The 24,485-nt window shown below is 75.3% G+C and carries 18 protein-coding genes and 1 pseudogene; 9 read left to right on the forward strand and 10 right to left on the reverse strand.

The features are described 5' to 3' along the window. Positions 1-145 precede the first annotated feature (145 nt). Positions 146-2,485 carry a TIM-barrel domain-containing protein gene (locus GA0070610_RS13650; RefSeq protein ID WP_089000392.1) on the forward strand — a complete coding sequence of 780 codons (2,340 nt, stop codon included), beginning with the start codon at positions 146-148 and terminating at the stop codon, positions 2,483-2,485. Positions 2,486-2,534: 49 nt separating this feature from the next. Here GA0070610_RS13650 and GA0070610_RS13655 read toward each other — a convergent pair whose 3' ends face one another. The 3 genes from GA0070610_RS13655 to GA0070610_RS13665 form a co-directional block, all read right to left on the reverse strand. Then, positions 2,535-3,398 carry a carbohydrate ABC transporter permease gene (locus GA0070610_RS13655; protein ID WP_231926107.1) on the reverse strand — a complete coding sequence of 288 codons (864 nt, stop codon included), beginning with the start codon at positions 3,396-3,398 and terminating at the stop codon, positions 2,535-2,537. Positions 3,399-3,493: 95 nt separating this feature from the next. Then, positions 3,494-4,504 (reverse strand): ABC transporter permease, encoded by a 1,011-nt coding sequence (locus tag GA0070610_RS13660; RefSeq protein ID WP_089000393.1) that lies wholly within the window; start codon positions 4,502-4,504, stop codon positions 3,494-3,496. Beyond that, positions 4,501-6,168: an extracellular solute-binding protein gene (locus GA0070610_RS13665; protein ID WP_089000394.1), complete on the reverse strand. Its 1,668-nt coding sequence runs from the start codon at positions 6,166-6,168 to the stop codon at positions 4,501-4,503. The genes GA0070610_RS13660 and GA0070610_RS13665 overlap by 4 nt, the downstream gene beginning before the upstream one ends. 191 nt (positions 6,169-6,359) lie before the next feature. On the opposite strand from GA0070610_RS13665, the gene GA0070610_RS13670 reads away from it, so the two are divergent. From GA0070610_RS13670 to GA0070610_RS13685, 4 genes are all read left to right on the forward strand, one after another. Continuing rightward, a complete protein-coding gene (locus GA0070610_RS13670; protein ID WP_089000395.1) occupies positions 6,360-7,580 on the forward strand; it encodes an ROK family transcriptional regulator in 1,221 nt (406 codons plus the stop codon). Between the two features lie 228 nt (positions 7,581-7,808). After that, a complete protein-coding gene (locus tag GA0070610_RS13675) occupies positions 7,809-10,262 on the forward strand; it encodes a glycoside hydrolase family 3 C-terminal domain-containing protein (protein ID WP_089000396.1) in 2,454 nt (817 codons plus the stop codon). Continuing rightward, positions 10,259-11,317 carry a LacI family DNA-binding transcriptional regulator gene (locus GA0070610_RS13680; protein WP_089000397.1) on the forward strand — a complete coding sequence of 353 codons (1,059 nt, stop codon included), beginning with the start codon at positions 10,259-10,261 and terminating at the stop codon, positions 11,315-11,317. The genes GA0070610_RS13675 and GA0070610_RS13680 overlap by 4 nt, the downstream gene beginning before the upstream one ends. Continuing rightward, positions 11,314-13,563, forward strand: a complete 2,250-nt coding sequence (locus tag GA0070610_RS13685) for a glycosyl hydrolase family 95 catalytic domain-containing protein (protein WP_231926108.1) — start codon at positions 11,314-11,316, stop codon at positions 13,561-13,563. The genes GA0070610_RS13680 and GA0070610_RS13685 overlap by 4 nt, the downstream gene beginning before the upstream one ends. Before the next feature lie 33 nt (positions 13,564-13,596). Here the strand turns inward: GA0070610_RS13685 and GA0070610_RS13690 are convergent, their stop codons facing one another. From GA0070610_RS13690 to GA0070610_RS13705, 4 genes are read right to left on the reverse strand one after another with little or no spacing between them, the layout of a single operon-like run. Beyond that, entirely contained in the window at positions 13,597-14,106 is a 510-nt protein-coding gene (locus GA0070610_RS13690) for an NUDIX hydrolase (RefSeq protein ID WP_089003482.1), read from the reverse strand. 10 nt (positions 14,107-14,116) lie between these two features. Continuing rightward, positions 14,117-14,971, reverse strand: a complete 855-nt coding sequence (locus tag GA0070610_RS13695) for an SDR family NAD(P)-dependent oxidoreductase (RefSeq protein WP_089000398.1) — start codon at positions 14,969-14,971, stop codon at positions 14,117-14,119. Further along, positions 14,968-16,293, reverse strand: coding sequence for a flavin-containing monooxygenase (locus tag GA0070610_RS13700; protein ID WP_089000399.1), 1,326 nt, complete (start codon positions 16,291-16,293; stop codon positions 14,968-14,970). Before GA0070610_RS13700 ends, GA0070610_RS13695 begins: the two co-directional genes overlap by 4 nt. 60 nt (positions 16,294-16,353) lie before the next feature. Beyond that, on the reverse strand, positions 16,354-17,004 hold the full coding sequence (locus GA0070610_RS13705) for a TetR/AcrR family transcriptional regulator (RefSeq protein WP_269458877.1): 651 nt from the start codon (positions 17,002-17,004) through the stop codon (positions 16,354-16,356). Positions 17,005-17,074: 70 nt separating this feature from the next. Here GA0070610_RS13705 and GA0070610_RS13710 point away from each other — a divergent pair, with 70 nt between their 5' ends. The 4 genes from GA0070610_RS13710 (at position 17,075) to GA0070610_RS13725 (ending at position 21,074) form a co-directional block, all read left to right on the forward strand. Next, on the forward strand, positions 17,075-18,421 hold the full coding sequence (locus GA0070610_RS13710; RefSeq protein ID WP_089000400.1) for an MFS transporter: 1,347 nt from the start codon (positions 17,075-17,077) through the stop codon (positions 18,419-18,421). Positions 18,422-18,535: 114 nt separating this feature from the next. Then, positions 18,536-19,672 carry a coiled-coil domain-containing protein gene (locus GA0070610_RS13715; protein WP_089000401.1) on the forward strand — a complete coding sequence of 379 codons (1,137 nt, stop codon included), beginning with the start codon at positions 18,536-18,538 and terminating at the stop codon, positions 19,670-19,672. A gap of 183 nt (positions 19,673-19,855) precedes the next feature. Beyond that, positions 19,856-20,446 carry a pyridoxamine 5'-phosphate oxidase family protein gene (locus GA0070610_RS13720; RefSeq protein WP_089000402.1) on the forward strand — a complete coding sequence of 197 codons (591 nt, stop codon included), beginning with the start codon at positions 19,856-19,858 and terminating at the stop codon, positions 20,444-20,446. 286 nt (positions 20,447-20,732) lie between these two features. After that, on the forward strand, positions 20,733-21,074 hold the full coding sequence (locus GA0070610_RS13725; protein WP_007460094.1) for an RNA polymerase-binding protein RbpA: 342 nt from the start codon (positions 20,733-20,735) through the stop codon (positions 21,072-21,074). Positions 21,075-21,134: 60 nt separating this feature from the next. Here GA0070610_RS13725 and GA0070610_RS13730 read toward each other — a convergent pair whose 3' ends face one another. From GA0070610_RS13730 to lnt, 3 genes and pseudogenes are all read right to left on the reverse strand, one after another. Further along, positions 21,135-21,662, reverse strand: coding sequence for an FxsA family protein (locus tag GA0070610_RS13730; RefSeq protein ID WP_089000403.1), 528 nt, complete (start codon positions 21,660-21,662; stop codon positions 21,135-21,137). Between the two features lie 84 nt (positions 21,663-21,746). Continuing rightward, positions 21,747-22,553, reverse strand: a complete 807-nt coding sequence (locus GA0070610_RS13735) for a polyprenol monophosphomannose synthase (protein ID WP_089000404.1) — start codon at positions 22,551-22,553, stop codon at positions 21,747-21,749. After that, positions 22,549-24,254 (reverse strand): annotated as a pseudogene (lnt, locus tag GA0070610_RS13740) (apolipoprotein N-acyltransferase); the annotation flags it as partial. The pseudogene lnt and the gene GA0070610_RS13735, both read right to left, overlap by 5 nt. Between the last annotated feature and the right edge of the window lie 231 nt (positions 24,255-24,485).

Raw genomic sequence — 24,485 nt, forward strand, 5'->3', positions numbered from 1 at the left:
TGTTGGAGAAGCGTCCAAAATATTGATCGAGTTTTAGCCTGTCAACGGCGATGCAGCGGTGGCGCAGCGAAGGTCATCGTTGACAGTTAGTTGGGAAGCCAAAGAAACTGGCGGGGCCGCCGGAACCAGCCTGGAGGAGACGCCGATGCCCTACCGACCGCCGTTGGTGCCGTACGAGACGTTCGTGGCCGACCCACCCGACCTGCCGGTGCGGGCCCCCGGCGAGGACGGGGCCGCCGTCGTCGGCCGGGCCGAGGTCGTCGCGACCGACCGGCACGGGGTGACGTTCAAGGCCGCGCTCTCCGACGGCGCGAGCATGGCGCTTCGCGTCGACGCCGCCGGCGAGGGGGTCATCCGCGTACGCCTGGCCGACGACCCGCAGGCGCGCAGCCGCAGCGCCCGGGCGCTGCCACTGGTGCACCCCGGCGCCCACCCCGCCACCGTCACCGTCACCGACGCCCACGTCCGCGTCGACGCCGGCGCCGTGGTCGCCGAGATCCGGCTCGACCCGTGGCACCTGCGTTTCCTCGGCCCGGACGGGCGGTTGCTGCTCGACCAGGACCGGGGCACCCGCGACATCAGCGGCCGGCGGCGCACCCTGCCGTTCGGCCGTTCCACCGCCCACGGCGCACCCGTCGCCTGGCACGAGAGCTTCGTCGCCCCCGGCGACGAACGCTTCGTCGGCTTCGGCGAGAAGTTCACCCCGCTGGACAAGCGGGGGCAGCGGGCGCTGATGTGGAACTTCGACGCCTTCGGCGGCGAGTCCGACCGCTCCCACAAGAACGTGCCGTTCTACCTGTCCGACCGGGGCTACGGGGTGCTGGTCGACAGCGGGCTGCCGGTGCAGTTCGACGTCTGCCAGTCCACCCACAGCAGCGTGCAGCTCCTGGTGCCCGACGACCTGCTCGACTACTACGTGCTGGCCGGCCCGACCCCGGCCGAGGTGCTGGACCGCTTCGACCGGCTCACCGGCCGGCCGTACCTGCCGCCGAAGTGGGCGTTCGGCGCCTGGGTCTCCTCCGGCTTCTTCCCCGACTCGCAGGAGCGGGTGCTCGAGCGGGCCCGCCTGCTGCGCGAGCGGGGCATCCCGTGCGACGTGCTGCACCTGGACTGCTACTGGCAGGTCGCCGGCCGATGGTCGGACCTGCGGTGGGACGACGAGGCGTTCCCCGACCCGACGGCGATGCTGCGCACCCTCGCGGGGCAGGGCTTCCGGGTCTGCCTGTGGATGAACCCGTACCTCATGACCGACAGCCCGCTCTACGCCGCGGCGGCCGAGGCCGGCTACTTCCTGCGCCACGCCGACGGCAGCCCGTACGTCGCCGACGTCTGGCACGGCAGCCACCCCGCCAGCGTGATCGTGGACTTCACCAACCCGGCCGCCGTCGAGTGGTTCGCCGGGCTGCTGCGGCCCCTGCTGGAGCAGGGGGTGGCGGTGTTCAAGACCGACTTCGCCGAGGGTGTGCCCGCCGACGCCGTCGCCCACAACGGCATGACCGGCGTCGAGCTGCACAACGTGTACGCGCTGCTGTTCAACGACGTCGTCGCCCGGGTCACCGAGGAGGTCGCCGGGCACCGCACCGTGTGGGCCCGCTCGTCGTACCTGGGCGGGCAGCGGCACAGCGCCCAGTGGAGCGGCGACGTCAACGCCACCTGGCCGGGGCTGGCCAGCACGCTGCGCGGCGGGCTGTCGCACGGGCTGTCCGGCGTGCCGTTCTGGAGCCACGACACGGGCGGCTTCCACGGCACCCCGACGCCGCAGCTCTACGCGCGCTGGACCCAGTTCGGCGCGCTGTCGCCACTGGTGCGTCTGCACGGCACCACCAGCCGCCTGCCGTGGGACTTCCCCGCCGAGACCGAACGCGACGCGGTCGCCGCCCTGCGGCTGCGCTACCGGCTGATGCCGTACCTGTGGTCGGTGGCGGTGCGCGCGGGCGCCGGCGGGGCGCCGATGATGCGCGCCCTGCTGGTGGACACCCCCGACGACCCGACGGCCTGGGCCACGGACCTGCAGTACCGCCTCGGCACCGACCTGCTGGTCGCGCCCGTCACGGACCCGTCCGGCCGGCGCGACGTCTACCTGCCGGTCGGCGACGACTGGATCGACGCGGCCACCGGCGAGCGGCACCCGGGCGGGCGGCACCTGCGGGTGGACGTACCGGCGCACCGGCTGCCGCTCTACGTCCGCCACGGCGCGCTCGTGCCGGTGGTCGCGCCGGGCGACACGGTGGGCGACGGGCCGTTCGCCGACGTCACGATCGTGAGCTGGGGCGCCGTCGACGCCCACGCCGTGCTGCACGACGTCGACGGCGACACCGTCGTGACGGCCGTACGCGACGGCGGCACCCTGCGGGTGGACACCGACGGGCCGCTACGGGTGACGCGCGTCAGCGTGGCCGGCGCGGCCGCCCCCGACCGGCTGCTGCTCAACGGGCAGCCGGTGCCCCCGGCGCCGTTCGACGCGTGGCTGCCCGACCCCACCTGAGGTGCGGCGGCGCCCGACCCGCCACGGGTCGGGCGCCGCACGGGACCACTCAGCCCTTCACCGCGCCGGTGATGACGCCCTTGGTGAAGTGCCGCTGCACGAACGGGTAGACGACCACCGCGGGGATCACGGTCACCACCACCACCGCCATCTTCACCGCCAGCGTCGGCGGGTACGCGGTGACGCCGGGCAGGCTGACCGCCGCCCCGGACACGTTCGGCGACTGCCCGGCGAGGATGTAGCTCTGCAACACCCGCTGGATCGGGAACTTGTCGTTGTCGTCGATGTAGAGCACCGCGTTGAAGTAGGCGTTCCAGTAGCCGACCGCGTAGAAGAGGCCGACGACGGCGATCACCGCCCTGGACAGCGGCAGCACGATGCGCAGCAGGATGTGCAGCTCTCCCGCCCCGTCGATGCGGGCGCTGTCGAGCAGCTCGCCGGGCACGTTCATGAAGAACGCCCGGATCACCACCAGGTTGAACACGCTGATCGCGCTGGGCAGGATCAGCGACCAGATGCTGTCCTTGAGCCCGAGCCCGGTGACCACCAGGTAGCTGGGCACCAGGCCGGGGAAGATCAGGAAGGTCAGCAGGAAGAAGAGGAGCAGCCCCCGGTGCCCCACGGACCCGGGTCGTGACAGTCCGTACGCGGCCAGCACGGTGAGCACCAGGCTCACCGTGGTGCCGAGCACCGTGACGAGGGTGCTGATCCACACCGCCCGGCTGATCTGGCCGCCGCTGAAGATGGTCACGTACGCCGACGGATCGATCTCGCGGGGCACCATCACCATCCCGCCCGCGGCGTCGATCGTGTCCCGCGAGGCGAGGCTGGTCACCAGCACCGCCCACAGTGGCACGAGCACGGCCGCGACGAGCAGCGTGAGCACCACGGCCTTGCCCACGGTGCCGGGCACCGTGGGTGGCTCCTCCCAGGCGGGTCGCCGCGACCGTCGTCGCGGGTGCGGATCCGGGCGCGTCGGCGCCACCGCGGCACCACCGAGTTGCGCGGTCATGGCTTCGCGTACACCCCCTGCTCGCCGAGCCGGTGCGCCACCTTGTTGGCGGTGAGGATGAGCACCAGCCCGATGACGGCCTTGAACAGCCCGGCGGCGGCGCCGAGGCCCCACTGCTGGGTGCTGATCGCCTGGTAGTAGACGAACGTGTCCAGTACCTCCGCGGCCTCCCGGCCGACCGCCTCGCGTTGCAGGATGAACTGCTCGAAGCCGACCGACAGCGCGTCACCCAGGCGCATGATGAGCAGCAGCACGATCACCGGGCGCAGGCCCGGCAGGGTGATGTGCCACAGCCGCCGCCACCGGCCCGCGCCGTCGGCCGCCGCCGCCTCGTAGAGGTTGGGGTCGATCGCGGCGAGCGCGGCGAGGAAGACGATGGCGCCCCAGCCGATGTCCTTCCACACCGCCTCGGCGGTGACCAGCACGATGAAGGTGTCCGGGTTGGTCATGACGTCGAACGGCTGCATGCCGGCCTCGCGCATCTCCTGGGCCAGCAGCCCGGCCCCGCCGAGCATCTGCACGAAGAACGTGACCACGAGCACCCAGCTGAAGAAGTGCGGCAGGTAGACCACGCTCTGCACGAAGCCGCGCAGCCGCGCGGAGACCAGGCTGTTGAGCAGGATGGCCAGTAGGATCGGCAGCGGGAAGAAGAAGACGAGCTGGAACGCGGTGATGGTCAGGGTGTTGCGCACGGCGTCCCAGAACAGCGGGTCGCCGAAGAGCGCCTCGAAGTTGCCGAAGCCGATCCACTCGCTGTACCAGAACGCCTCGACGGGGTCGTCGCCGACGAACGGGTTGTAGTCCTGGAAGGCGATGACGTTGCCCAGCGTCGGCAGGTAGTGGAAGACCAGCAGCAGCGCCGCCGCCGGCGCCGTCATCGCCAGCAGCGGCCAGTCCCGGCGCAGCCGGTCGCGCAGGCCGCGCCGGGCCCGCACCGGGGGCGTACGGCCGGCGGGCGGGGCCGGGCCGTCGGCCGCCGGCGCGTCGGTGCTGACCGGGGCGCTCATCGGCCGTTGTCGGCGAGCGCCTTCTCGTGGAACGCGCGCCCCTCCTCGCCTCCGGCGGCGAGGAACTCCTTGCGGACCTGCGCCAGGTCGCCGACGGGGCGGCGGCCCCGCAGGATGTCACGGATCTTGTCGTCGGTCGGCTGGATGATCTTCGACCAGTTGGCGGGCAGCTCCAGCTTGATGCCGGCGAACAGGTCCTTCTCCATGAGGGCGATGTTCTTCTGGTAGTAGCCCAGGTAGTCGCGTACGTAGTCGGGCGTGTCGCCGCTGCGTACCTTGACCGGGACCCGGCCACCGATGTGGGTGTACTGCGCGCCCAGCTCCTTGCGGCCCAGCTCGGTGGGGATCGGGCTGCCGTCGGCCGCGCGGGTGAAGTGCTTGCCCTCCACGCCGTACTCGCGCAGCTCGAACTCGCGGCTACCGAAGGGCGCGGCGCACCAGTTGAGCACCCGCAGCAGCTCGTCGACGCGCCCGGCGCCCAGGCCCTTCCTGACGAAGGTGTAGAAGACCGGCTTCTCGCTGCCCCAGACGACCGGCTGCGCCCCGGCGACGCCGAAGACCGGCAGCGGCTGCATGTCGAAGCTCGGCAGCTGCTTGACCCGCTCGCCCTGCATGCCCTGCCAGGCGCCGAGGCCGTCCTGGTACATGAGGATCTTGCCGGCCTTGAACAGCTGCTTCTCGTCGGCGCCCTTGCTGGCCACGGTGTCGGGGTGCACGAGCCCGTCGGCGAACAGCTTGGCGGTGAACTCCAGGGCGGCGGCGAAGGCCGGGTTCTCGAACTTGTGCTCCAGGCCGCCGTCGGGCTTCCTGCGCCAGGTCTGCTGGCAGCCGAAGAACTGCTGCACCATCTCGAAGACGCTGCCGAAGGCCCACACCCCCTTGGCGGGGTCGGTGGCCTTGCGGCCGAACTCGTGCAGTTCCTCGGGGGACGTCGGCGCCGCCAGGCCGGCCGAGGCGAGCAGGTCGGCGCGGTGGAACAGGGCGTACGCGAACGGCCCGTCGGTCGGGAACGGCACCGCGTACAGCCGCCCGCCCCAGACCGAGTACTCCCAGGCGCCAGTGGGCAGGGCGGCCAGGTAGGGGTACTTCGCGGCGGCGTCGCCCTTGAGGTGGTCGGTGAGGTCCTCGAACAGCGCGTTGACCGCGTCGGAGAACCGGGCGACCTTGTCGACCTCCCAGTTGGGCGCGCTGAGCAGGTCCGGCACGTCGCGGGCGCCGAGCATCGCGTTGAGCTTGTCGGCGTACGTGCTGCCGTCCTGAAGGCTCGGGTGCACCTCGACGCCCAGCCGGGCGTTGACGGCGGCGAGGTAGGAGTTGCGGCCCACCGTGGGCGGGGCGGGCCCCCACCACGGGCTCATCGTGCGGATCGGCGCGCCACCCCGGCCGGGCTGCTCGGTGACGGCGTCGACGAGGGTGCGAGGGTAGCTGAGGTAGCCGTCGGGGATCGGCCCCTGCCCGGGGATGTCGGGCGGGAGCAGTTGGGCCGGCTCGTGGGTGGGCAGCACCGAGCGGATGGCGTCGGCCTTGGTGGCGCTGCCCCTGCTGCCGGCCTGCTTGCTGCAACCGGCCAGGGTGGCGCCGCCCATCGTCGCGGCGGCGCCGAGGCCCAGCAGGCGCAGCAGGAACCGGCGGTCGGTGGATGCGCCCGGCGGGGACGGCTTCACGGCGCACTCCCTTCGTCTTCGGTGGCGGTATCGCGGACCGCGCGGTGCGGCTAGAATTAGTTGGGGTTCTAGCCGAACAAACTAATCGACGGTGATCCGTCCCACAAGACAGCGGCCCCCGCGACGTACGCGATGATGGGGCGCGCGGCACCACCGGGATCTCGCACCGTCGCCCAGGGAGCGGACAGATCGTGATCAGCAGCCACAACGAACCGCGGCCGAGCGACCTCGGCGACGTCCGGACGGCCAACCGTGCCGTCGTGCTGCGCCACGTCCGCCGGCACGCGCCCTGCTCCCGCGCCGACATCGCGGCGCACACCGGGCTGAACAAGGCCACCGTGTCCAGCCTGGTCGGTGAGCTGGTCGAGCGGCGACTGCTGCGCGAGACCGGGCTGACCGAGAACCGGGTCGGCCGCCCCGCGACGATGCTCGTCCTCGACGGCGCCCCGTACGCGGCGCTGGGCATGCAGATCGGCGCCGACGAGCTGGTGGTGCTCGCCACCGACCTGGCCGGCACCCGGCTGCTCACCTGGCGGCGGGCCTTCGCCGCGCCGTCGTCCTCCCCCGCCGAGACCGTACGCGCGCTGGCGGCCCTGGCCCGACGGGCGATCACCCGACTGACCGGGCAGGGCCGCCGCGTCCTCGGCCTGAGCGTGGGCGTGCCCGGCCTCGTCGACGCCGACGGCGCCGTGCCCCGGGCCACCGCGCTGGGCTGGCGGGACGTGGCCCTCGCCGCCGACCTGCGCGCCGCGCTGCGCGAGCCCGACCTCGCCGTCGACGTCGACACCGACGCCAACCTCGCCGCCCTGGCCGAGCACCGCCACGGCGCGTACGCCGGCACGTCCCACCTCGTGCACCTCACCGGCGGCGCCTCGGTCGGCGCCGGGATCGTCGCCGACGGCCGGCTGCTGCGCGGCGCACGGGGGTTCGCCGGCGAGGTCGGGCACCTCACGCTCGACCCGGCCGGCCCCGGCTGCGCGTGCGGACGGCGCGGCTGCCTGGTCGCGTACGCCGGGCTGCCGGCGGTGGTCGGCCGTCTCCTGCCCGACACCCGGCAGGACGGGCCGGTCACCGACTTCCTGCCCGAGATCCAGCGGATCCAGGCGCTGGCCCGCCAGGACGACCCCACCGTCCTGGCCGGGCTGGCCGACGTCGGCTGCCACGTCGGGCACGCCGCGTCCGTGCTGGCCAACCTGATCAACCCGCAGGCCGTCGTGGTCGGCGGGCACTTCGCGACCCTGGCCCCCTGGCTGCTGCCGGCGGCCCGGGCGGAGTTCGCCGCGCGCACCCACGCCCCGGCCGCCGGCGGCTGCCTGCTCGACGCCTCCACCCTGGGCTCATCGGCCACCGCGCTCGGCGGCGCCACCGCCGCCCTCGCCGTCGTCGAGTCGGGACGACTGCCCGCGGCGTGATGCCCGGGCCCACCGGGCCTTGACCGTCACCGGCCCGGGGTGCCAACCTCGAACCGCCGCCTCGTGGTTCGGGCACCCGGGCGGCATGTCTCGGGCAGTCGTCGAAGCGCTTCACCGCTTCCGGGCCGGCGACCGCCACCCCCTCACACCGCGATGCCGCTCGCGCCACCGATCGTCGAAGCGCTTCGACACGGGCGTCGGGCGGACCCACGGAAGGCGACCCGACCCATGACCCACCACCGCGCCCCCGCCCCGTACGCCCTCGTCGGCGACCTGCTGGGCCGGCTCACCCTGCCGGAGAAGCTCGGCCTGCTGCACCAGTGGCAGGCGGCCGTGCCCCGGCTCGGCCTGCCCCCGTTCCGCACCGGCACCGAGGCGCTGCACGGGGTGGCGTGGCTCGGCGAGGCCACCGTCTTCCCGCAGGCGCTCGGCCTCGCCAGCAGCTGGAACCCCGAGCTGGTCCGGGCCGTCGGCGCCGCCGTCGGCGACGAGGTGCGCGCCAAGCACCACGCCGACCCCGAGCGGGTCGGCCTCAACGTCTGGGCGCCGGTGGTCAACCCGCTGCGCGACCCCCGCTGGGGACGCAACGAGGAGGGCTGGTCCGAGGACCCGTGGCTGACCGGCCGGCTCGCCACCGCGTACGCCGAAGGGCTGCGCGGCGAGCACCCGCAGCGGCTGCGTACGGCGCCGACGGTCAAGCACTTCCTCGGCTACAACAACGAGACCGACCGGGCCACCACCTCCAGCGACCTGTCCCCCCGGGTGCTGCACGAGTACGAGCTGCCCGCCTTCCGCGCCCCGCTGGCCGCCGGCGCCGCCGTGGCCGTGATGGCCTCCTACAACCTGGTCAACGGGGTGCCGGCACACCTGAGCCCGCTCATCGCCGACGAGCTGCGCCGCTGGGCGCCCGAAGAGCTGATGGTGGTCGGCGACGCCGGCGCGGTGGGCAACATCGCCGGGGTGCAGGGCCACCTGCCCGACCACGTCGACGGCTACGCCGCCGCCCTGCGCGCCGGCATCGACAGCTTCACCGAGGACGACGCCGACAGCGCCCCCACCGTCGCGCGGCTCGCCGAGGCGCTCGATCGGGGGCTGATCACCGCGTCCGACGTGGACCGCGCCGTCCGGCGGATCCTCACCGTCCGGGTCCGCCTCGGCGACCTGGACCCGCCGGGTGACGACCCCTTCGCGGGCGTCGCGCCGGACGCCGTCGGCCGGCCCGCGCACCGCGACCTGGCCCGGGAGGCCGCCCGCCAGTCGATCGTGCTGCTGCGCAACGACGGGCTGCTCCCCCTCACCGACCGGACGCTACGGGTGGCCGTGCTCGGCCCGCTGGCCGACGCCGTGCACACCGACTGGTACAGCGGCACCCCGCCGTACGCGGTCACCGCGTACCAGGGGCTCGTCGGGCGGCTGGCCGCCGTCACCACCCACCCCGGCGCCGACCGGATCGCGTTGCGCGTCGGCGGGCGGTACGTCGGCTGCCCGGACAGCCCCGACGGCGGCCCGCTGAGCCTCGGCGCCGACGCCGCCGCGTTCGACGTCTTCGACTGGGGACGCGACGTGGTGGCGCTGCGCGCCGTGGGCAACGGCCGCCACGTCGGGGCCGACGAGGCAGGTCTGCTCGCCAACGACCGGCCGGGGCCGGGCGGCTGGGTGGTCCGGGAGACCTTCCGCCTCCACGAGGGCCCCGGCGGCACCGTGCTGCTGCACCACCTCGCCTCCGGCCGGTACGTCGCCGCCGACGCGCACGGGCGGCTGCGCGCCGACGCCCCGACGCCCGACGACGCGACCCGGTTCACGGTGGACCTGCTGGCCGACGGGGCCGCCGAGGCCGCCGCCCTGGCCGCCGACGCCGACGTGGCGGTGGTGGCGCTGGGCAACCACCCGATGGTCAACGGCCGCGAGACCGAGGACCGCGTCGACCTGGCCCTGCCCGCCGGGCAGGAGGCCCTGCTGCGGGCCGTGCACGCCGCCAACCCGCGCACCGTGCTGGTGCTGACCAGCAGCTACCCGTACGCGGTCGGCTGGGCCGAGGCGCACCTGCCGGCGGTGCTGTGGTCGTCGCACGGCGGCCAGGAGCACGGCACCGCGCTGGGCGACGTCCTGGCGGGCGACGCCGAGCCCGGCGGCCGGCTCACCCAGACCTGGTACGCCGACGCCGCCGAACTGCCCGACCTGCTCGACTACGACGTGATCGGCGCCGACGCCACCTACCTGTACCACCGGGGCGACCCGCTGTACCCGTTCGGCCACGGGCTCAGCTACACCCGCTTCGACTACGCTGGCCTCCGGTTGAGCGCCACCGAGGCCACCGCGGGCGAGGAGGTCGAGGTGAGCGTCGAGGTCACCAACACCGGCGACCGTCCCGGCGAGGAGATCGTGCAGCTCTACACGCGCCAGCGCCGCTCCCGCGTCAAGCAGCCGCTGCGCCAGCTGCGGGACTTCGCCCGGGTCAGCCTCGCCCCCGGGCAGCGGCAGGTGGTGCGGCTGCGGCTGCGTACCGCCGAGCTGAGCTGGTGGGACGACACGCGGGGCCGCCTAGTGGTGGAGGACGCCACCCACACCGTCCTCGTCGGACGCTCCGCGCACGACGTGCGGCTGGTCGGCGCGCTCGCCGTACGCGGCGACGAGACGGCCGACGGCCGGGCGGCGGTGCCGGCGCCGGGGCGGGCGCGGTGAGCGGCTCGCGCGGGCGCCCGTCGCCGGAGCAGCCGACCATCGCCGACGTCGCCCGGCACGCCGGGGTCGCGGCGAGCACCGTGTCGTACGTGCTCAGCGGCAAGCGCGCCATCTCCGCAGTCACCCGCAACCGGGTGCTGGCCAGCATCCGGCTGCTCGGCTACCACCCGCACGCCGGCGCGCGGGCCCTGGCCAGCCGCCGCGCCAACGTGATCGCGCTGGTCCTGCCGCTGCGCGCCGGGATGCAGGTGCCCGTGGTGATGCAGTTCGCCATGGCCGTGGTCACCACCGCCCGCCGCTTCGACCACGACGTGCTGCTGGTCACCTCCGACGAAGGGCCCGCCGGCCTGCGACGCGTCGCCGCCACCGCCCTGGTCGACGGCGTGCTGGTCATGGACGTGGAGCTGGACGACCCCCGGGTGCCGCTGCTGCGGGAGCTGGCCCGGCCCAGCGTCCTGATCGGCCTGCCCGCCGACGCCAGCGGCCTGACCTGTGTGGACCTGGACTTCCACCGGGCCGGGTGGGCGTGCGTCGCGCACCTGGCCGGGCTGGGGCACCGGCGCGTCGCGCTGCTCGGCGCGCCCGCCGCCGTCTACGACCGGGGTACGGGCTTCGCGCACCGCACCCGCGCCGGCGTGGTCGAGGCCGCCGCAGGGCACGGCGTCGACGCGGTGACACTGCCCTGCGAGGAGGGCGCGGTCGCGGTCCGCCGCAGCCTCACCGACCTGCTGCAACGCCACCCCGACGTGTCGGGTCTGATCGTGCAGAACGAGGCCGCCGTGGATCCGGTGCTGGCCACGCTGCCCGACCTGGGCCGGCGGGTGCCGCGGGACGTGTCGGTGGTGGCCGTCTGCCCGGACCGCTTCGCCGAGCAGGCCAGCCCGATGCTCACCGCCGTGCCGGTGCCCGCCGAGGAGATCGGCACGCGGGCCGTGGCGCTGCTGATGGGCAAGCTCGACGGCGAGGCCGTGCCCGAGGTCACCCTGCTGCCGCCCCGGCTGACCGTACGCGACAGCACCGCCGTCCCCGCCCCGACGGCGAGGACCGGCCGGTGACGGGCGGGCCGCCGCCCGCCGTGCACCGCATCGTCGACACCGCCCCCGCCACCCGCTGGGAGGACGCCTTCCTCTCCGGCAACGGCGAGGCCGGCATCATGGTGTACGGCCGGCCGCACGCCGAGCGCATCATCGTCAACCACCACCGCTTCGTCCTGCCCAACGGCACCCGCGACGCCCGCCCGCCCGAACTGGCCGCCCTGCTGCCGCGCGTCCGCGAGCTGATCCTCGCCGGCCGACGGGCGGAGGCCAGCCGGCTGCTCGCCGGCGACGGGGTGCTGCGCTGGACGCAGTCGTTCCATCCCGGCTTCGCCCTCACCATCGACGCCGTGGCGCCCGGCCCGGTCGACGACTACCGGCGGCGTACCGAGTTCGGCACCGGGGAGGTCGTCGTCGAGTGGGCGGGCGGACGGCGGCGCTCGTTCGTCTCGCGGGCCGCCGCGCTGGTGGTCACCCACCTCGACGCGGGCGCCTGCGAGGTGGGCGTCACCGGCGAGCTGCCCGGCCGGCCGGAGTCGGTGCGCTACACCGTCGCCGCGTACCGCCGGGGTGATCTGGTGTTCCTGCGGGTGCGGGGCCGCTACCCCGACGCGGGCGGCGCGTACGGCTTCGAAGGGCTCACCCTGCTGCGCGGCGACGTGGCGGTCGTCGGCGGCGACCGGGTGGTGGTGCGCGGCCCGGCGCTGCTGATGACGGTGCTCGACCGGCCCGACGCACCGCCGTGGCGCACCGGCGAGTTGGCGGAGCGGCTGGCGGCGCACGCCGGCGCCGACTACGAGAGCCTGCTGGCCCGCCACGTGGCGCTGCACGGGCGCGCCTACCGGCGGGTGAGCCTGGACCTGGCGGTGCCGGCCGCGCAGCGGGACCTGCCCGTGGGTGAGCTGCTCGCGGCGCAGGACGCCGACCCGGGCACGCTGTGCCCGGCGCTGCTGGAGCGGTTGTTCCACGCCGGACGGTACCTGCTGCTCAGCTCCAGCGGGGTGCTGCCGCCCCGGCTGACCGGGCTGTGGCTCGGCTCGTGGGACGCCGCCTGGGCCGGCGACTTCACCACCGACGCCAACCTGAGCCTGCAACTGGCCGGCGCGAACGTCGGCGCCCTACCGGAGGTGACCGCCGCGCACGCGAACCTGGTACGCGGGCAGGTCGACGACTGGCGGCGCAACGCACGGGCGATCTACGGCGCCCGGGGCCTGCTGGCGCCCAGCCGCACGGACGGCGAGCACGGGCACCTGTTCCACCTGCACGAGGACTGGCCGTTCGCGGCGTGGCTGCCCGGCGCGCACTGGCTGCTGTACCCGCTGTACGAACACCATCTGGTCACCGGCGCGCCCCTCGGTGAGGTCGCCGGCTGGCTGGTGGAGGTGGCGGACTTCTTCTCCGACGTCCTCACCGTCACCGACGAGGCGGGCACGGTGGTGCTCGTGCCGTCGTACTCGGCGGAGACCGGCCCGTACGACGAGCGGGGGCGGGCGGTGCACGTGGCCGTGAACGCCACGATGGACATCGCGGCCGCCCGGCACGCCCTGCGCACCGCCGCCGAGGTGAGCGGCGTCGACCGGTGGGCGGGGCTGCGGCGGCGGCTGCCCGCGTACCGGGTGGACGGGCGCGGCGCGCTGGCCGAGTGGGCCTGGCCCGGCTATCACGGCGACGACGAGCACCGGCACGTCAGCCACCTCTACCCGGTGTGGCCGCTGGACGAGATCGACCCGGACGACACCCCCGAGCTGGCGCGGGCCGCGCACCGGGCGCTGAGCCTGCGCGGCGACGAGGACCTGTCGGCGCACGGCAGCCTGCACCGGGCGCTGGCCGCCGCCCGCCTGCACGACGGCGCCCTGACCGCCGCGAACCTGCGGAAGATCCTCGGCAACGACATGTTCTTCCGGTCCCTGATGAGCGCGCACAACCCGGGCCTGGTGACGTACAACGCCGATGCCGCGCACGCCCTGCCGGCGGTGCTGATCGAGTCGCTGGTGCAGTCCCGACCGGGGCTGCTGCGGCTGCTGCCGGCCCCGCTGCCGCGACTGGACGCCGGGGTGCTGCGCGGCGTCACCTGCCGGGGCCGTGTCGGCGTCGAGGAGTTGTCCTGGTCGCCGGGGCGGGTGCGGGCCCGTCTGCTCTCCCCCGTCGCGCAGCGGCTGCGGGTGCGCAGCCCGTACGGCGAGCGGGACGTGGACCTGGTGGCGGTGACGCCGGTCGAGGTGGCCTTCGGTGCGCCGGAGCAGCGGGCGGTGGCCGGGCCGGGGTGACCTCTTGCGCCCGGCCGCCGACGGGCGGGCCGCTCAGAGCGCGTCGGGCCGGTCGAGCGCCGAATGCCGTTCGCCGGGCGCGGCGTGCCAGACGGGGGCGTCCTCGCGCAGCGCGGTGTCGATGCGCAGCCGCACCCACTCGTTGACCTCGGGCAGGTCGGTCGGGTCGAACCAGGCCACGTCGATGGACTCGTCGTCGTTGACGCGCGGCTCGCCGCCGACGGCCCGGCACCGGAACCACACGTTCAGGTACTCGCAGACGTCGCCGTTGGGGTAGACGACGGGATGGGTGGCGAGGCCGGCGAGACGCTCGATGCGTACGCGCACGCCGGTTTCCTCGTACACCTCCCGGACGACGGCGTCGGCGGGTTGCTCGCCGGGGTCGATGAGGCCGGCGGGCACCGACCAGAGGCCGTTGTCGGCGCGCCGGGCCAGCAGCACCCGCCCGGCGTCGTCGCGCACGACCGCGCTGACGCCGGGCAGCAGGAGCAGGTCGTGCCCGACGTGGGCGCGCAGCCGGGCGACGTACGGGGAGATGGCCACGTCGGCCACGCTAGCCGGTGCCGATGCCGGCACCGTTGCCGGCATCGGCACCGGCGCGGTGGCGGCGCAGCATCCCGGCGGCCAGCGGCGCGGCGTCCAGGTCACCGGCGGCGACCCGGGCGGCGACGGTACGGCGCACGAGCCGGTCGGCCAGCGCCGGCGCGTGCCGGGCGAGGGCCAGCTCGAGGCGCCCGCGCCGGGTGGTGGCGACGTCCCGGGGCGCGCGTCGGGCGGTGGCGGCACGCAGGATCGCCGCGACGACCCCCGCTACGGGTTCCAGACGCGACACTCCCCGCAGCGACAGCCCGGCGTCGGCGGTGCTGTCGTGGATCGGTGAGGCGACCATGCTCGGGTAGACGACGCTCACCCCGACGTGGGTGCCCACCTCGTGGCGCAGCGCGTCGGCGTAGGCGACCAGGGCCCGCTTGCTGACCCCGTACGCGGCGGCCAGGGGCAGCGGCAGCAGGGCCATCCGGCTGGCGACGAAGACCACCCGGCCGCGGGCGGCCTCCAGGGCGGGCAGCGCGGCGGCGGTGGTCCGCCAGGCGGCGAGCAGGTTCACCTCCAACTGCTGGCGCACCACCTCGTCCGGCGGCAGTTCCGCCGGGGCGGGTCCGCCGACGCCGGCGTTGTTGACCAGCAGGTCCAGCCCGCCGAGGCGCTCCACGGCGGCGGCGACGGTAGGTGCCACGGCGGCGGGGTCGGTCAGGTCGCAGCCGAGCACCGGTACGCCGTCGACGGTGCCGGCCTGGCGGTCGACGCCGACGACCCGTGCCCCGGCGGCGGTGAGCGCGGCGCACAGGTGCCGGCCGAAGGTGCCGCTGGCCCCGGTCACCAGCACCCGGCGGCCCGGCAGGGCGCTCATGCCGCGGCTCCGGTGGCGCGGGCGCGGCGGGCGCCGGCGACCAGTTCCCGTCTCAGCTCGGCCAGGTACGCGTCGAAGTCCACCCGCATGGCGGGCCGGCGCTGTCCCCAGCGGGCGGTGGCAGCGCGCAGCTCGGCCCGGCAGGCGGCGCGCTGCGCGTGCGGCTCGGGCAACGCGTAGCGGCCGGACAGCTGCGCGGCGACCAGTTTGGCCTGCGCCTCGACCAGCGGGAACGCGGCGCCGGTGGACTGCATCAGCCCGACGAACGCCAGCCCGGGCGCGTCGAGGTGGAACACGTGCCGGTACAGCGGCAGGGTGTCCGCCCCGTCGCCGAGCAGCGCGGGGTCGAGGAAGGGGACCTGCACCCGGTAGCCGGTGCACCAGATCACCAGGTCGACCTCGTCGACGCGGCCGTCGGTGAAGGTGACCCGTTCGCCGTCGAAGCCGGCGATGCCGGGGCGGGGCTCGATCTCGCCGTGGGTCAGCCGCGACAGCAGCCCGTCGGACAGCGTCGGGTGGTCCTGGAGGAAGCCGTGGGTGGGGGCGGGCAGGCCGTAGCGGGTGGGCGCGCCGACGGTCGCGGTGAGCAGCCGCTGGGTGATGCGCTGGCGCAGCCGCCACGGCAGCCGCCGGGCGAGGGCGCCGTTGAGGGTGTCCGACGGGCGTCCCAGCAGGTGTTTCGGCACCACCCAGACGCCGCGGCGCAGCGACAGCAGGGTGCGCCGGGCCGCGTACGAGGCGTCCACGGCGATGTCCATCGCGGAGTTGCCGCCGCCGACGACCAGGACCCGCCGGCCGGCGAGCTGTTCGGGCCCCCGGTAGGCGTGGCTGTGCAGCTGCTCGGCGGTGCAGGTGCCCGGCGGGGCGGGGGTGGGCGGTTTCGGCACCCGGTTGTGGCCGTTGGCGACGACGACGGCGTCGACGCTGACGTCGACGCCGCCGTCGGGTCCGGCGGCGTGCACGCTCCAGCGGCCGTCGCCGCCGCGTTCGACCCCCTCGACGGTGTGCCGCAGCCGCACCGCGTCGTGCAGGCCGAAGCGGTCGGCGTAGTCGGTGAGCCAGCCGGCGACGCGGGCGTGGTCGGGGTAGTCCGGCCAGTGCGCCGGCATCGGATGGTCGGCGAACTCGGTGCGCGCCTTGCTGGTGTTCAGGTGCAGGGTCCGGTACGCGGGCGAGCCGGGTGCCCCGTACACCCAGAGGCCGCCGACCCGCTCGGCCGCCTCGAAGCCGACGGCGGGCACGCCGGCGTCGGCGAGCGCCTTGAGGGTGGCCAGTCCGGCCGCGCCCGCGCCGATGACCGCCACGGACGGCTGCGCACCCATCGCCGGCTCCTTCCCGTTAATCCAACGTGCGTTGGATAATGGCCCGGTGCGGGCGGCACGTCAAGGCGTCGCCGGCCCGTACAGCCCGTCGAGGAAGCGGTGCACGAACGCGCGGAACTCCCGCCGCTGCCGCGCCTGCGAACCCCCGCCCGCGGCCAGGGCCACCACGTGCCCGTGCACCGCCCACACCAGGCTGCGCACCGTCACGTGCGGCGCCGGCTCGACCAGCGCCCCGGCCGCCGCGGCGGCGGTGAGCAGGTCCGCGACGAGCCGGTACAGCGGGGCGGCGTAGCGCTCGTCGAGTTCGGCGTGCCGCTGCGGCTCCAGCCAGCGGCGCAGCCACAACGCGGTGGTCTCCGGCCGGTCCTCCAGGAAGTCCACGAACACGTCCACCAGGTCGTGCAGCGCCCGCCGGACCTCGGCCGGCCCGCTGTCGAGCGCCTGCCGGGCGCGCCCCGCCGCCGCCTCGAGCACGTCGCGCTCGGCGGCGAAGACCCGGGCGAAGCAGGCGTCGTAGAGCTGCGCCTTCGTACCCGTGTGGTGCGAGACCGTGGCCACGTCCACGCCGGCCGCCGCCGCGACCTCCCGCAGCCCGACGGCGTCGAAGCCCCGCCGGGCGAACAGCGCGGTCGCGGCGGCGAGCACCACCTCCCGGGTGGGCCGGGTCTCCTCGCGGCGGGGCCGCCCGGGTCGGCGGCGAGGCATGGTCATGGCCGCCATTCTGCCCCTACAATCCAGCATCCGTTGGATTGCGGGCGGCGTGCCCGCAGAGGAGGCCGTCATGACCGGGCTCGACCAGCAGCCGGCCGGCACGCGCAGCGCCACCCTGCCCCGCGGGCCGTTGCTCGGCTTCGCCGCCGGTTCCCTCGGCATGGGCGTCTGGGTGACGGTCCCCGGCCTGCTGCTGCTCTACTTCCTCACCGACGTGCTGGCCGTCGCCCCCTGGCTCGCCGGCCTGGCGCTGCTGCTGCCGAAGGTCGCCGACGTCCTGCTGCACCCTTGGATCGGGCACCGCTGCGACGTCGAGCAGACCCGCCGGGGCGACCGACGGCGGCTGCTGCTGCTCGGCTGCGCCCTGCCGCTGGCCTTCGCCGCCCTGTTCGCCGTGCCCGGCGCGCTCACCGGCGCGCCGGCCGCCGCCTGGGTGGCGCTCGCCTTCGTCGCCGGCAACCTGCTCTTCGCCGCCTACCAGGTCCCCTACCTGGCCACCCCCGCCGACCTGCGCATCGGCTACCACGAACGCACCCGCCTGATGGCCTTCCGGATGGTGGTGCTGACCCTGGGCATCCTCGCCTCCGGGCTGCTGGCGCCGCTGCTCGCCGGCGGGCAGGACGCCACCCGGGGCGGCTACCAGCGGATGGGCGTGCTGCTGGCCGTCGGCATGCTGGCCACCATGCTGGTCGGGGTCGCCGGCATCGGTCGGCTGCGCCGGGCCGCCGCCGCGACGCCCGCACCGCACGCCGGCGGCTGGCGGGGCCTCGCCGTGGCGCTGCGCGATCGGCAGTTCCGGTGGCTGGTCGCCGCCTACCTGGCCATGTCGAGCACCACCCACCTGGTCCTGGCCGGCGTGCCCTACTACGCCGAGTACGAGCTGGGCCGCCCCGGCCTGACCACCGTGCTGGTGGCCGCCTTCGTCGCCCCGGCCCTGCTGGTCACCCCGGCCTGGCTGGTGGCGGCCCGCCGGGTCGGTAAACAACGGGCGCTGCTGGGTGCCCAGGGCGCCTTCGCGGCCGGCTCGCTGGTGCTCGCCGTCGGCCGTCCGGCGGGGCTGCCCGTGCTGGTGGCGGCCGTGGCGGTGCTCGGCGTCGCCTTCGCCGGCATGCAGTTGCTGCCGTTCTCGATGGTGCCCGACGTCATCCGTGCCAGCGGCGGCGCCGCCGGCACCTACACCGGGGTCTGGACGGCCACCGAGGCCACCGGCGCGGCGCTGGGCCCGTGGGCGTACTCGCTGTGCCTGGCCGCGGGCGGGTTCGTCGCCTCCACCGCCGGGGCCGGCGTCACCCAGCCCGACGGCGCGCTGGACGCGATCCGCTGGGGCTTCGGGCTGCTGCCCGCGGCGGCGATGCTCGTCGCGCTGCTGCTGCAACGCCGCTACACCCTGGACCGTACGGCCCGCACGGCCGGCTGAGCGCGTCGACGCCGCACACGGCGGCCACCGTCTGGTGCGTCGGCCAGGTGCGAGGGCGGTCCGGTCGGGCGCTGCGGCGGGGACCGGCGGGGCCGGCAGTAGACTGCGCCCTCGATGGACGCCGAGCCCACCTCCGTTGAGACCCGCCCCTGCGCCCACTGCGGACGCCAGGTGCCGCAGCGTGTCGGCGCCGGCCGGCCGTTCCGCTACTGCCGCGACAACGACGGCGCCTGCCAGCGGGCCTCCCGCAACAGCCGGATGCGGCACCGCAACGCCCCCGGCCTGCCCGGTCAGGTGGCCCGCACCTGGGAGGCGGTGGACCGGCTGGAGCAGGTGGCGGAGACCCTCGTCGACGCCCTGCACGCCGAGCTGTCCCCGGTCGGGGTGGAACGCCAGCTCGCCCAGGCCCGCGCCGACGCGGCCACGCAGGTCGCGGCGGCACAGACCGAGCGCGACGAGGCCCGCCGCGACGCCGAAGACGCCGCCGCGGCCGCCGTCCTGGCCCGCGAGCAGGCCCGCTCCGCCACCGCCGAACGCGACGCCGCCCACACCGAGGCCCGCTCCGCCGCCGAGCGGGCCTCGGCGGCGATCGCCCGCGCCGACCGGGCCGAGGCCGCCCGCGACGAGGCCCGCCGGCAGGCCAGCGCCGCGGAGGCCCTGCGCACCCAGGCCGAACGCGACCGCGACACGGCCCGCCACGAGCTGCGTGCGCTGCGCGTCGACGTCGACGCCGAGCGCCGCCGCGTCACCGAAGTGACCGGCGAGCGCGACGCCGCCCGCGCCGACGCCGACCGGGCGACCCGCGCCGCCACGGAGGCCCTCGACCGCGCGCAGCGCCTGCACGCCGAAGCCGAACAGGCCCGCGAGCGCGCCGAGCAGGCCCGCGCCGAGACTGACGTCGCCCGCACGGCCGCCGCCGAGGCCGACACGGCCCGGCAGCGCGCCGAGGCGACCAGCCGCGACGCCGAGGCCGCCCGGCAGCGCGCCGAGGCGACCGCCGAGCAGGCCCGCGCGCAGGTGGCCGACCTCGCCGGGCACCGCGACACGCTGCGCGCCGAGTTGGCCGCCGCACGCGAGGTTGCGAGCGCCGCCGAGGGCCACGCCGCCGACCTGGCCGTACGGCTACGCGCCGCCGAGACCGACCGCGACGAGGCGCAGCGGCGCGCCGCCCAGCTCGCCGACCAGGTCAGCCACCTCGCCGCCGCCCTGGCCAACCTCGGCGCCCCCGGCCCCGCCCGGCAGGCGCCGTGAGTGAGGCGCACGCCCCGCACCGGCACGGGGTCTGCCCGGTGTCGACGTCGACCCGGTGTTGACCTTGATTTCTTGATCTCGGTTCGGTGCCTCTCCCGGGCCGAGCGCGTCGCCGCGTCCACACGCTGAGCACCGCGCCGCCCGGGGCAGCCGGGCGGGACGTCGGCGGGTCATGATGCCGGGGTGGGAAAGACACATGAGCGCATCGAGGGCCGCCTGCGCACCTTCATCGAGCAGCAGCCGCTGTTCTTCACCGCCACGGCCCCGCTGTCGGCCGACGGCACCATCAACCTGTCGCCGAAAGGGCTGCGCGGCTCGTGGGCGGTGCTCGACGCGCACACGGTGGCCTACCTGGACTTCGCGGGCAGCAACGCCGAAACGATCGCACACCTGCGGGAGAACGGCCGGATCACCCTCATGTGGTGCGCCTTCGAGGGCCCGCCGAACATCGTGCGGGTGCACGGGCGCGGGGAGCCCGTGTTCCGCGACGACGCCCGCTGGCGGGAGCTGACGGGCCACTTCCCCGACATCGACCCCACCGTGCACGGCCTGCGGGCGATCATCGTCGTACGCGCCGAACTGATCCGCGACACCTGCGGCTACGCGGTGCCGTTCATGTCCTACGACGCCGACCGCGACCTGCACGGCCGGCGCTTCGCCCGGGAGGACGACGCGTCGCTGAGCGACTACTTCGCCGGCAAGGACCACGTGGCGCACAGCATCGACGGCCTGCCGGGCCTGCCGCTGCCCCTGCCACCGACCCCGGCGAGCTGAATCGCCCCCGCGCACCTGGTGTCGCCGTCGGCAGGAGCACGCAGCGCCGGTGCTGGCCGGCGCGTCACCGGCCAGCGCGAGCTGCGCCGACGCGGGACGGCTACCATCGCCGTTGGCACCGCGGAGACACCGCAGGACCCGACCCGGCGCGGGACGATCCCGCCGGGCAGCTGGCATGGCCCGCTACCCTTGTGCAGGCCCGCCCGGGCATCCGGGCGGGAATGGCCCGGCGGGAACGGACCGTTACACCGAGTAGACCAGCACCACGAACGAGGGGAAGTCGATCATGGGCGAGCGTATGCTGCGTGGCAGCCGTCTGGGCGCGGTCAGCTACGAATCCGACCGCAACACGGAGCTCGCGCCGCGTCAGACCCGCGAGTACCTCTGCGCCAAGGGCCACCAGTTCGAGGTTCCGTTCGCCGTCGACGCCGAGGTCCCCACGACCTGGGAATGCAAGTTCGACGGCAGCGTGGCCCGGCTAGTCGACGGCAATGAGCCGGAGCAGAAGAAGGCCAAGCCGCCGCGCACCCACTGGGACATGCTGCTGGAGCGGCGCTCCATCGCCGAACTGGAGGACATCCTCGCCGAGCGGCTGCAGGAGGTCCGCACCCGCCGCGGCCGCGCCTGAGCCACACCGCACACGACGGCGCCCCGGAAGCGATGCTTCCGGGGCGCCGTCGTGTGCGACTCAGTTACGGCCGGGCTCCACGATCTCACCCTCGATGGCCCGACCCCCGTCGACGACGACGACGGTCGGCTCGGCCGGCTGCGGCTCCGCCGGCGCGGCCGCGCCCCGACGCACCCGCACCCGCCGCGGCCCGAACAGGTCACCGGCCACCATCGACGACACCCGCCGCTCCGCCGCCCGCTGCACCCCGCCGCGCGCCAACCGGCGCACCGGCGGCACCAGCAACAACACTCCCACCACGCCGCTGAGCAGGCCCGGCAACGCCAGCAGCAGCGCACCGAGCAGCCCGACGAGACCGTCGGTGACCTGCCGGCCCGGCGGCTGCCCGGCCTGCGCGGACGCCTTGAAGCCCCGCCAGGCCCGCATCCCCTCGCGGCGCAGCAGCACCAGCCCGAGCAGCGACGCCGCGAACACCGCCAGCAGCGTCGAACCGAACCCGATCGCCCGTCCCACCGCGACGAACACCACCAGCTCCAGCAACACCGCCGCCAACAGGGCCAACGGCACAAACCTCAGTCCTCGGCGCATCTCACCCCACTCACCATCCGCGGCGCACCGACGCGGGTCACCCGCGCGGGCACCGGCGCCCCGTCCAGCATGACACGCGGCCGCTCAGGGCCACCGGACCTGACCGGTGCGGGTGCCGTGCAGGCCCCGCCGCAACGCCACCCGCCGGTCCTGCACCGCCCACGTCGTGATCCGCCACAGCGCCTCCACCACGATCAGCGGACTCATCTTGCTGCTGCCGCGTTCCCGCTCGGCGAACGTGATCGGCACCTCCACGATGCGCGCCCCCGAACGGTGCGCCAACCGCGACAGCTCCACCTGGAACGAGTAGCCCTGCGAACAGACCGACTCCAGGTCGATGGCGTCCAGGGCCGCCAGCCGGTACACCCGGTAGCCGCCCGTCGCGTCGGACAACGGCATGCCCAACGCCAGCCGCGCGTACAGGTTGCCGCACCGCGACAACAGCAGCCGCCGCAGCGGCCAGTTCACCACCCGCGCCCCGGCGGTCCACCGCGAACCGATCACCACGTCGGCGTCGCGGGCCGCCGCCAGCAGCGCGGGCAGATCCTCGGGGGCGTGCGAACCGTCGGCGTCCATCTCCACCACCGCGTCGAAGCCACGCTCGCGGGCCCACGCGAACCCCGCCAGGTAGGCCGCCCCCAGGCCCTGCTTGCCCTCGCGGTGCAGCACGTGCACCCGGCCGTCGGCGCCCGCCAGGGCGTCGGCGACCGCGCCGGTACCGTCCGGGCTGTTGTCGTCGGCGACCAGGATCTCCACCGCCGGCGCGGCACGACGCACCCGCGCCACGATCCGCGCCACGTTGTCGGCCTCGTTGTAGGTCGGGATCACCACGAGCACCCGACCCACCCCCGGCTGACCGGTGTCCGCCCGGGTACCGGTCGTCTCGCCCACCGTGCTTCCCCTCCGCCGGCGTACCGGCTGGTGTCAGCCGCCGTGGTGCCGGCGGCGCAGCACGACCGCGCCCGCCAGGGCCGCCACGGCCAGGGCGGCCAACGCCACCTCCGGCCACAGCCCGACCCGCGTGGCCAGGGTGCGCCCGTCGTCCAGCCGCAGCTGCCGCACCACGACCGCTCGGGTGTTGAACCCGGTGGCGTCGCTTACCCGCCCGTCCGGGGCAACGAACCCGGACACCCCGACCGTCGAGGCCATCAACGCCGGCCGCCCGTGCTCCACCGCCCGCAACCGCACCATGGCCAACTGCTGACGCGCCTCGGCCACGTCGAACGTGGCGTTGTTGGTCTGCACCACCAGCAACTGCGCCCCACCGGTCACCGTGTCACGCACCACCTCGTCGTAGGCGACCTCGAAACAGATCACGTCGCCGAGCACCGCCGCCCCGCTGTCCAGCACCCCCGGCTCGCTGCCCGGCACGAAATCGGCGCGCACCCGGTCGACCTGCTTGCTGACCATCCGGGCCAGATCACGCATCGGCACGTACTCGGCGAACGGCACCGGATGCCGCTTGGTGTACAGCTGCGCCAGATCCGGGCCACTGCCGGGCCGCCACAGGATGCCCGCGTTACGGACCTGACCGTCGCCCGGGCCACGCAGCACCGCACCCACCAGGACCGGGGCACCGACCGCGTCGGCGGCCTGCGAGATGCGCGCCCCGGCATCGGTGTCGCGCAGCGGGTCGATGTCGCTGGAGTTCTCCGGCCACACCACCAGGTCGGGGCGGGGCCGCACGCCGACGGCCACCTGCCCGGCCAGCTCGATCGTGGCGTCGACGTGGTTGTTCAGCACCGCCTGCCGCTGCGCGTTGAAGTCCAGGCCGAGACGCGGCACGTTGCCCTGCACGATCGCCACCGTCACCGCGTCGCCGCCCCCCACGGCGGCCACCGGCACCAGCAGCCCCACCACGGGCACCGCGACCGCCCCCGCGCTCAACCCGGCCACCGGCACCCACCAGCGCCGCCGCCCGCCCCACGGCCGCCACAGCGCCGCCACCAGCAGCCCACCGGTCAACGCCACCGCGAACGTCACCAGCGGCGCCCCACCCCACGCGGCCAGCCGCAGCAGCGGCGAGTCACCCTGACTGAACGCCAGCCGCCCCCACGGGAACCCGCCGAACGGCGTACGGTCACGCAGCGCCTCCTGCCCCACCCACAACACCCCGGTCACCGCCGGCCAGCTCCACCGCAGCCGGTCCACCAGCGGCGACACGTACGCGCCCGCCGCGCCCAGCAACGCCAGGTAACCGGCCTGCAACAGCGACAAGAGCACCCACGGCAGGTAGCCGGTGTGCAGGTTCGTCCAGCTCAACAGCGGCGCGAACAACGCCACCCCGGTCAGGAAACCCAGCCCCGCCCCGGCGCGCAGCCGACGGCGGTGCGTCGCCGCCGCCAGCAACGCCACCCCCAGCGGCGCCAGCGGCCACAGCCCGTACGGCGGAAACGCCCCCAGCAACGCCAGACCCGCCGCCACCGCCATCGGCGCGGCCACCCGCAACGGCAACGCCTCCGCCCGCCCGGCAGGCCGGTCGTCGTCCCCGGTCGCCGCCGGTCGATTCCCCACGATCACGCGCCGAAGGCTACCCGCCCGTACCGCCGCCGCCCCGCCACGCCCACCCGGCCGCTCTGCCCCCGCCGCCAACGGACACCGGACACAAATCGGGGCGCGGCTCGCGCCGCGCCCCGATGCTCCCAGGCCCTTCCCGGCCGGTGGGGCGAGAATGAGCTGCGCCGACCTTCGGACCGACCCGACGCGGACTGGCTGCCCCCGCCTGGCCGTTGTCTACTGGCCGTGCACCTCACCCTGCCCGTACACCGGTAACCGCGGCCGGTTCGCGCCGCCCCGCCGACCCCCGCCCGCTGGACCTGGCCG

This window comes from Micromonospora echinofusca (assembly GCF_900091445.1).
Lineage (GTDB): Bacteria > Actinomycetota > Actinomycetes > Mycobacteriales > Micromonosporaceae > Micromonospora > Micromonospora echinofusca.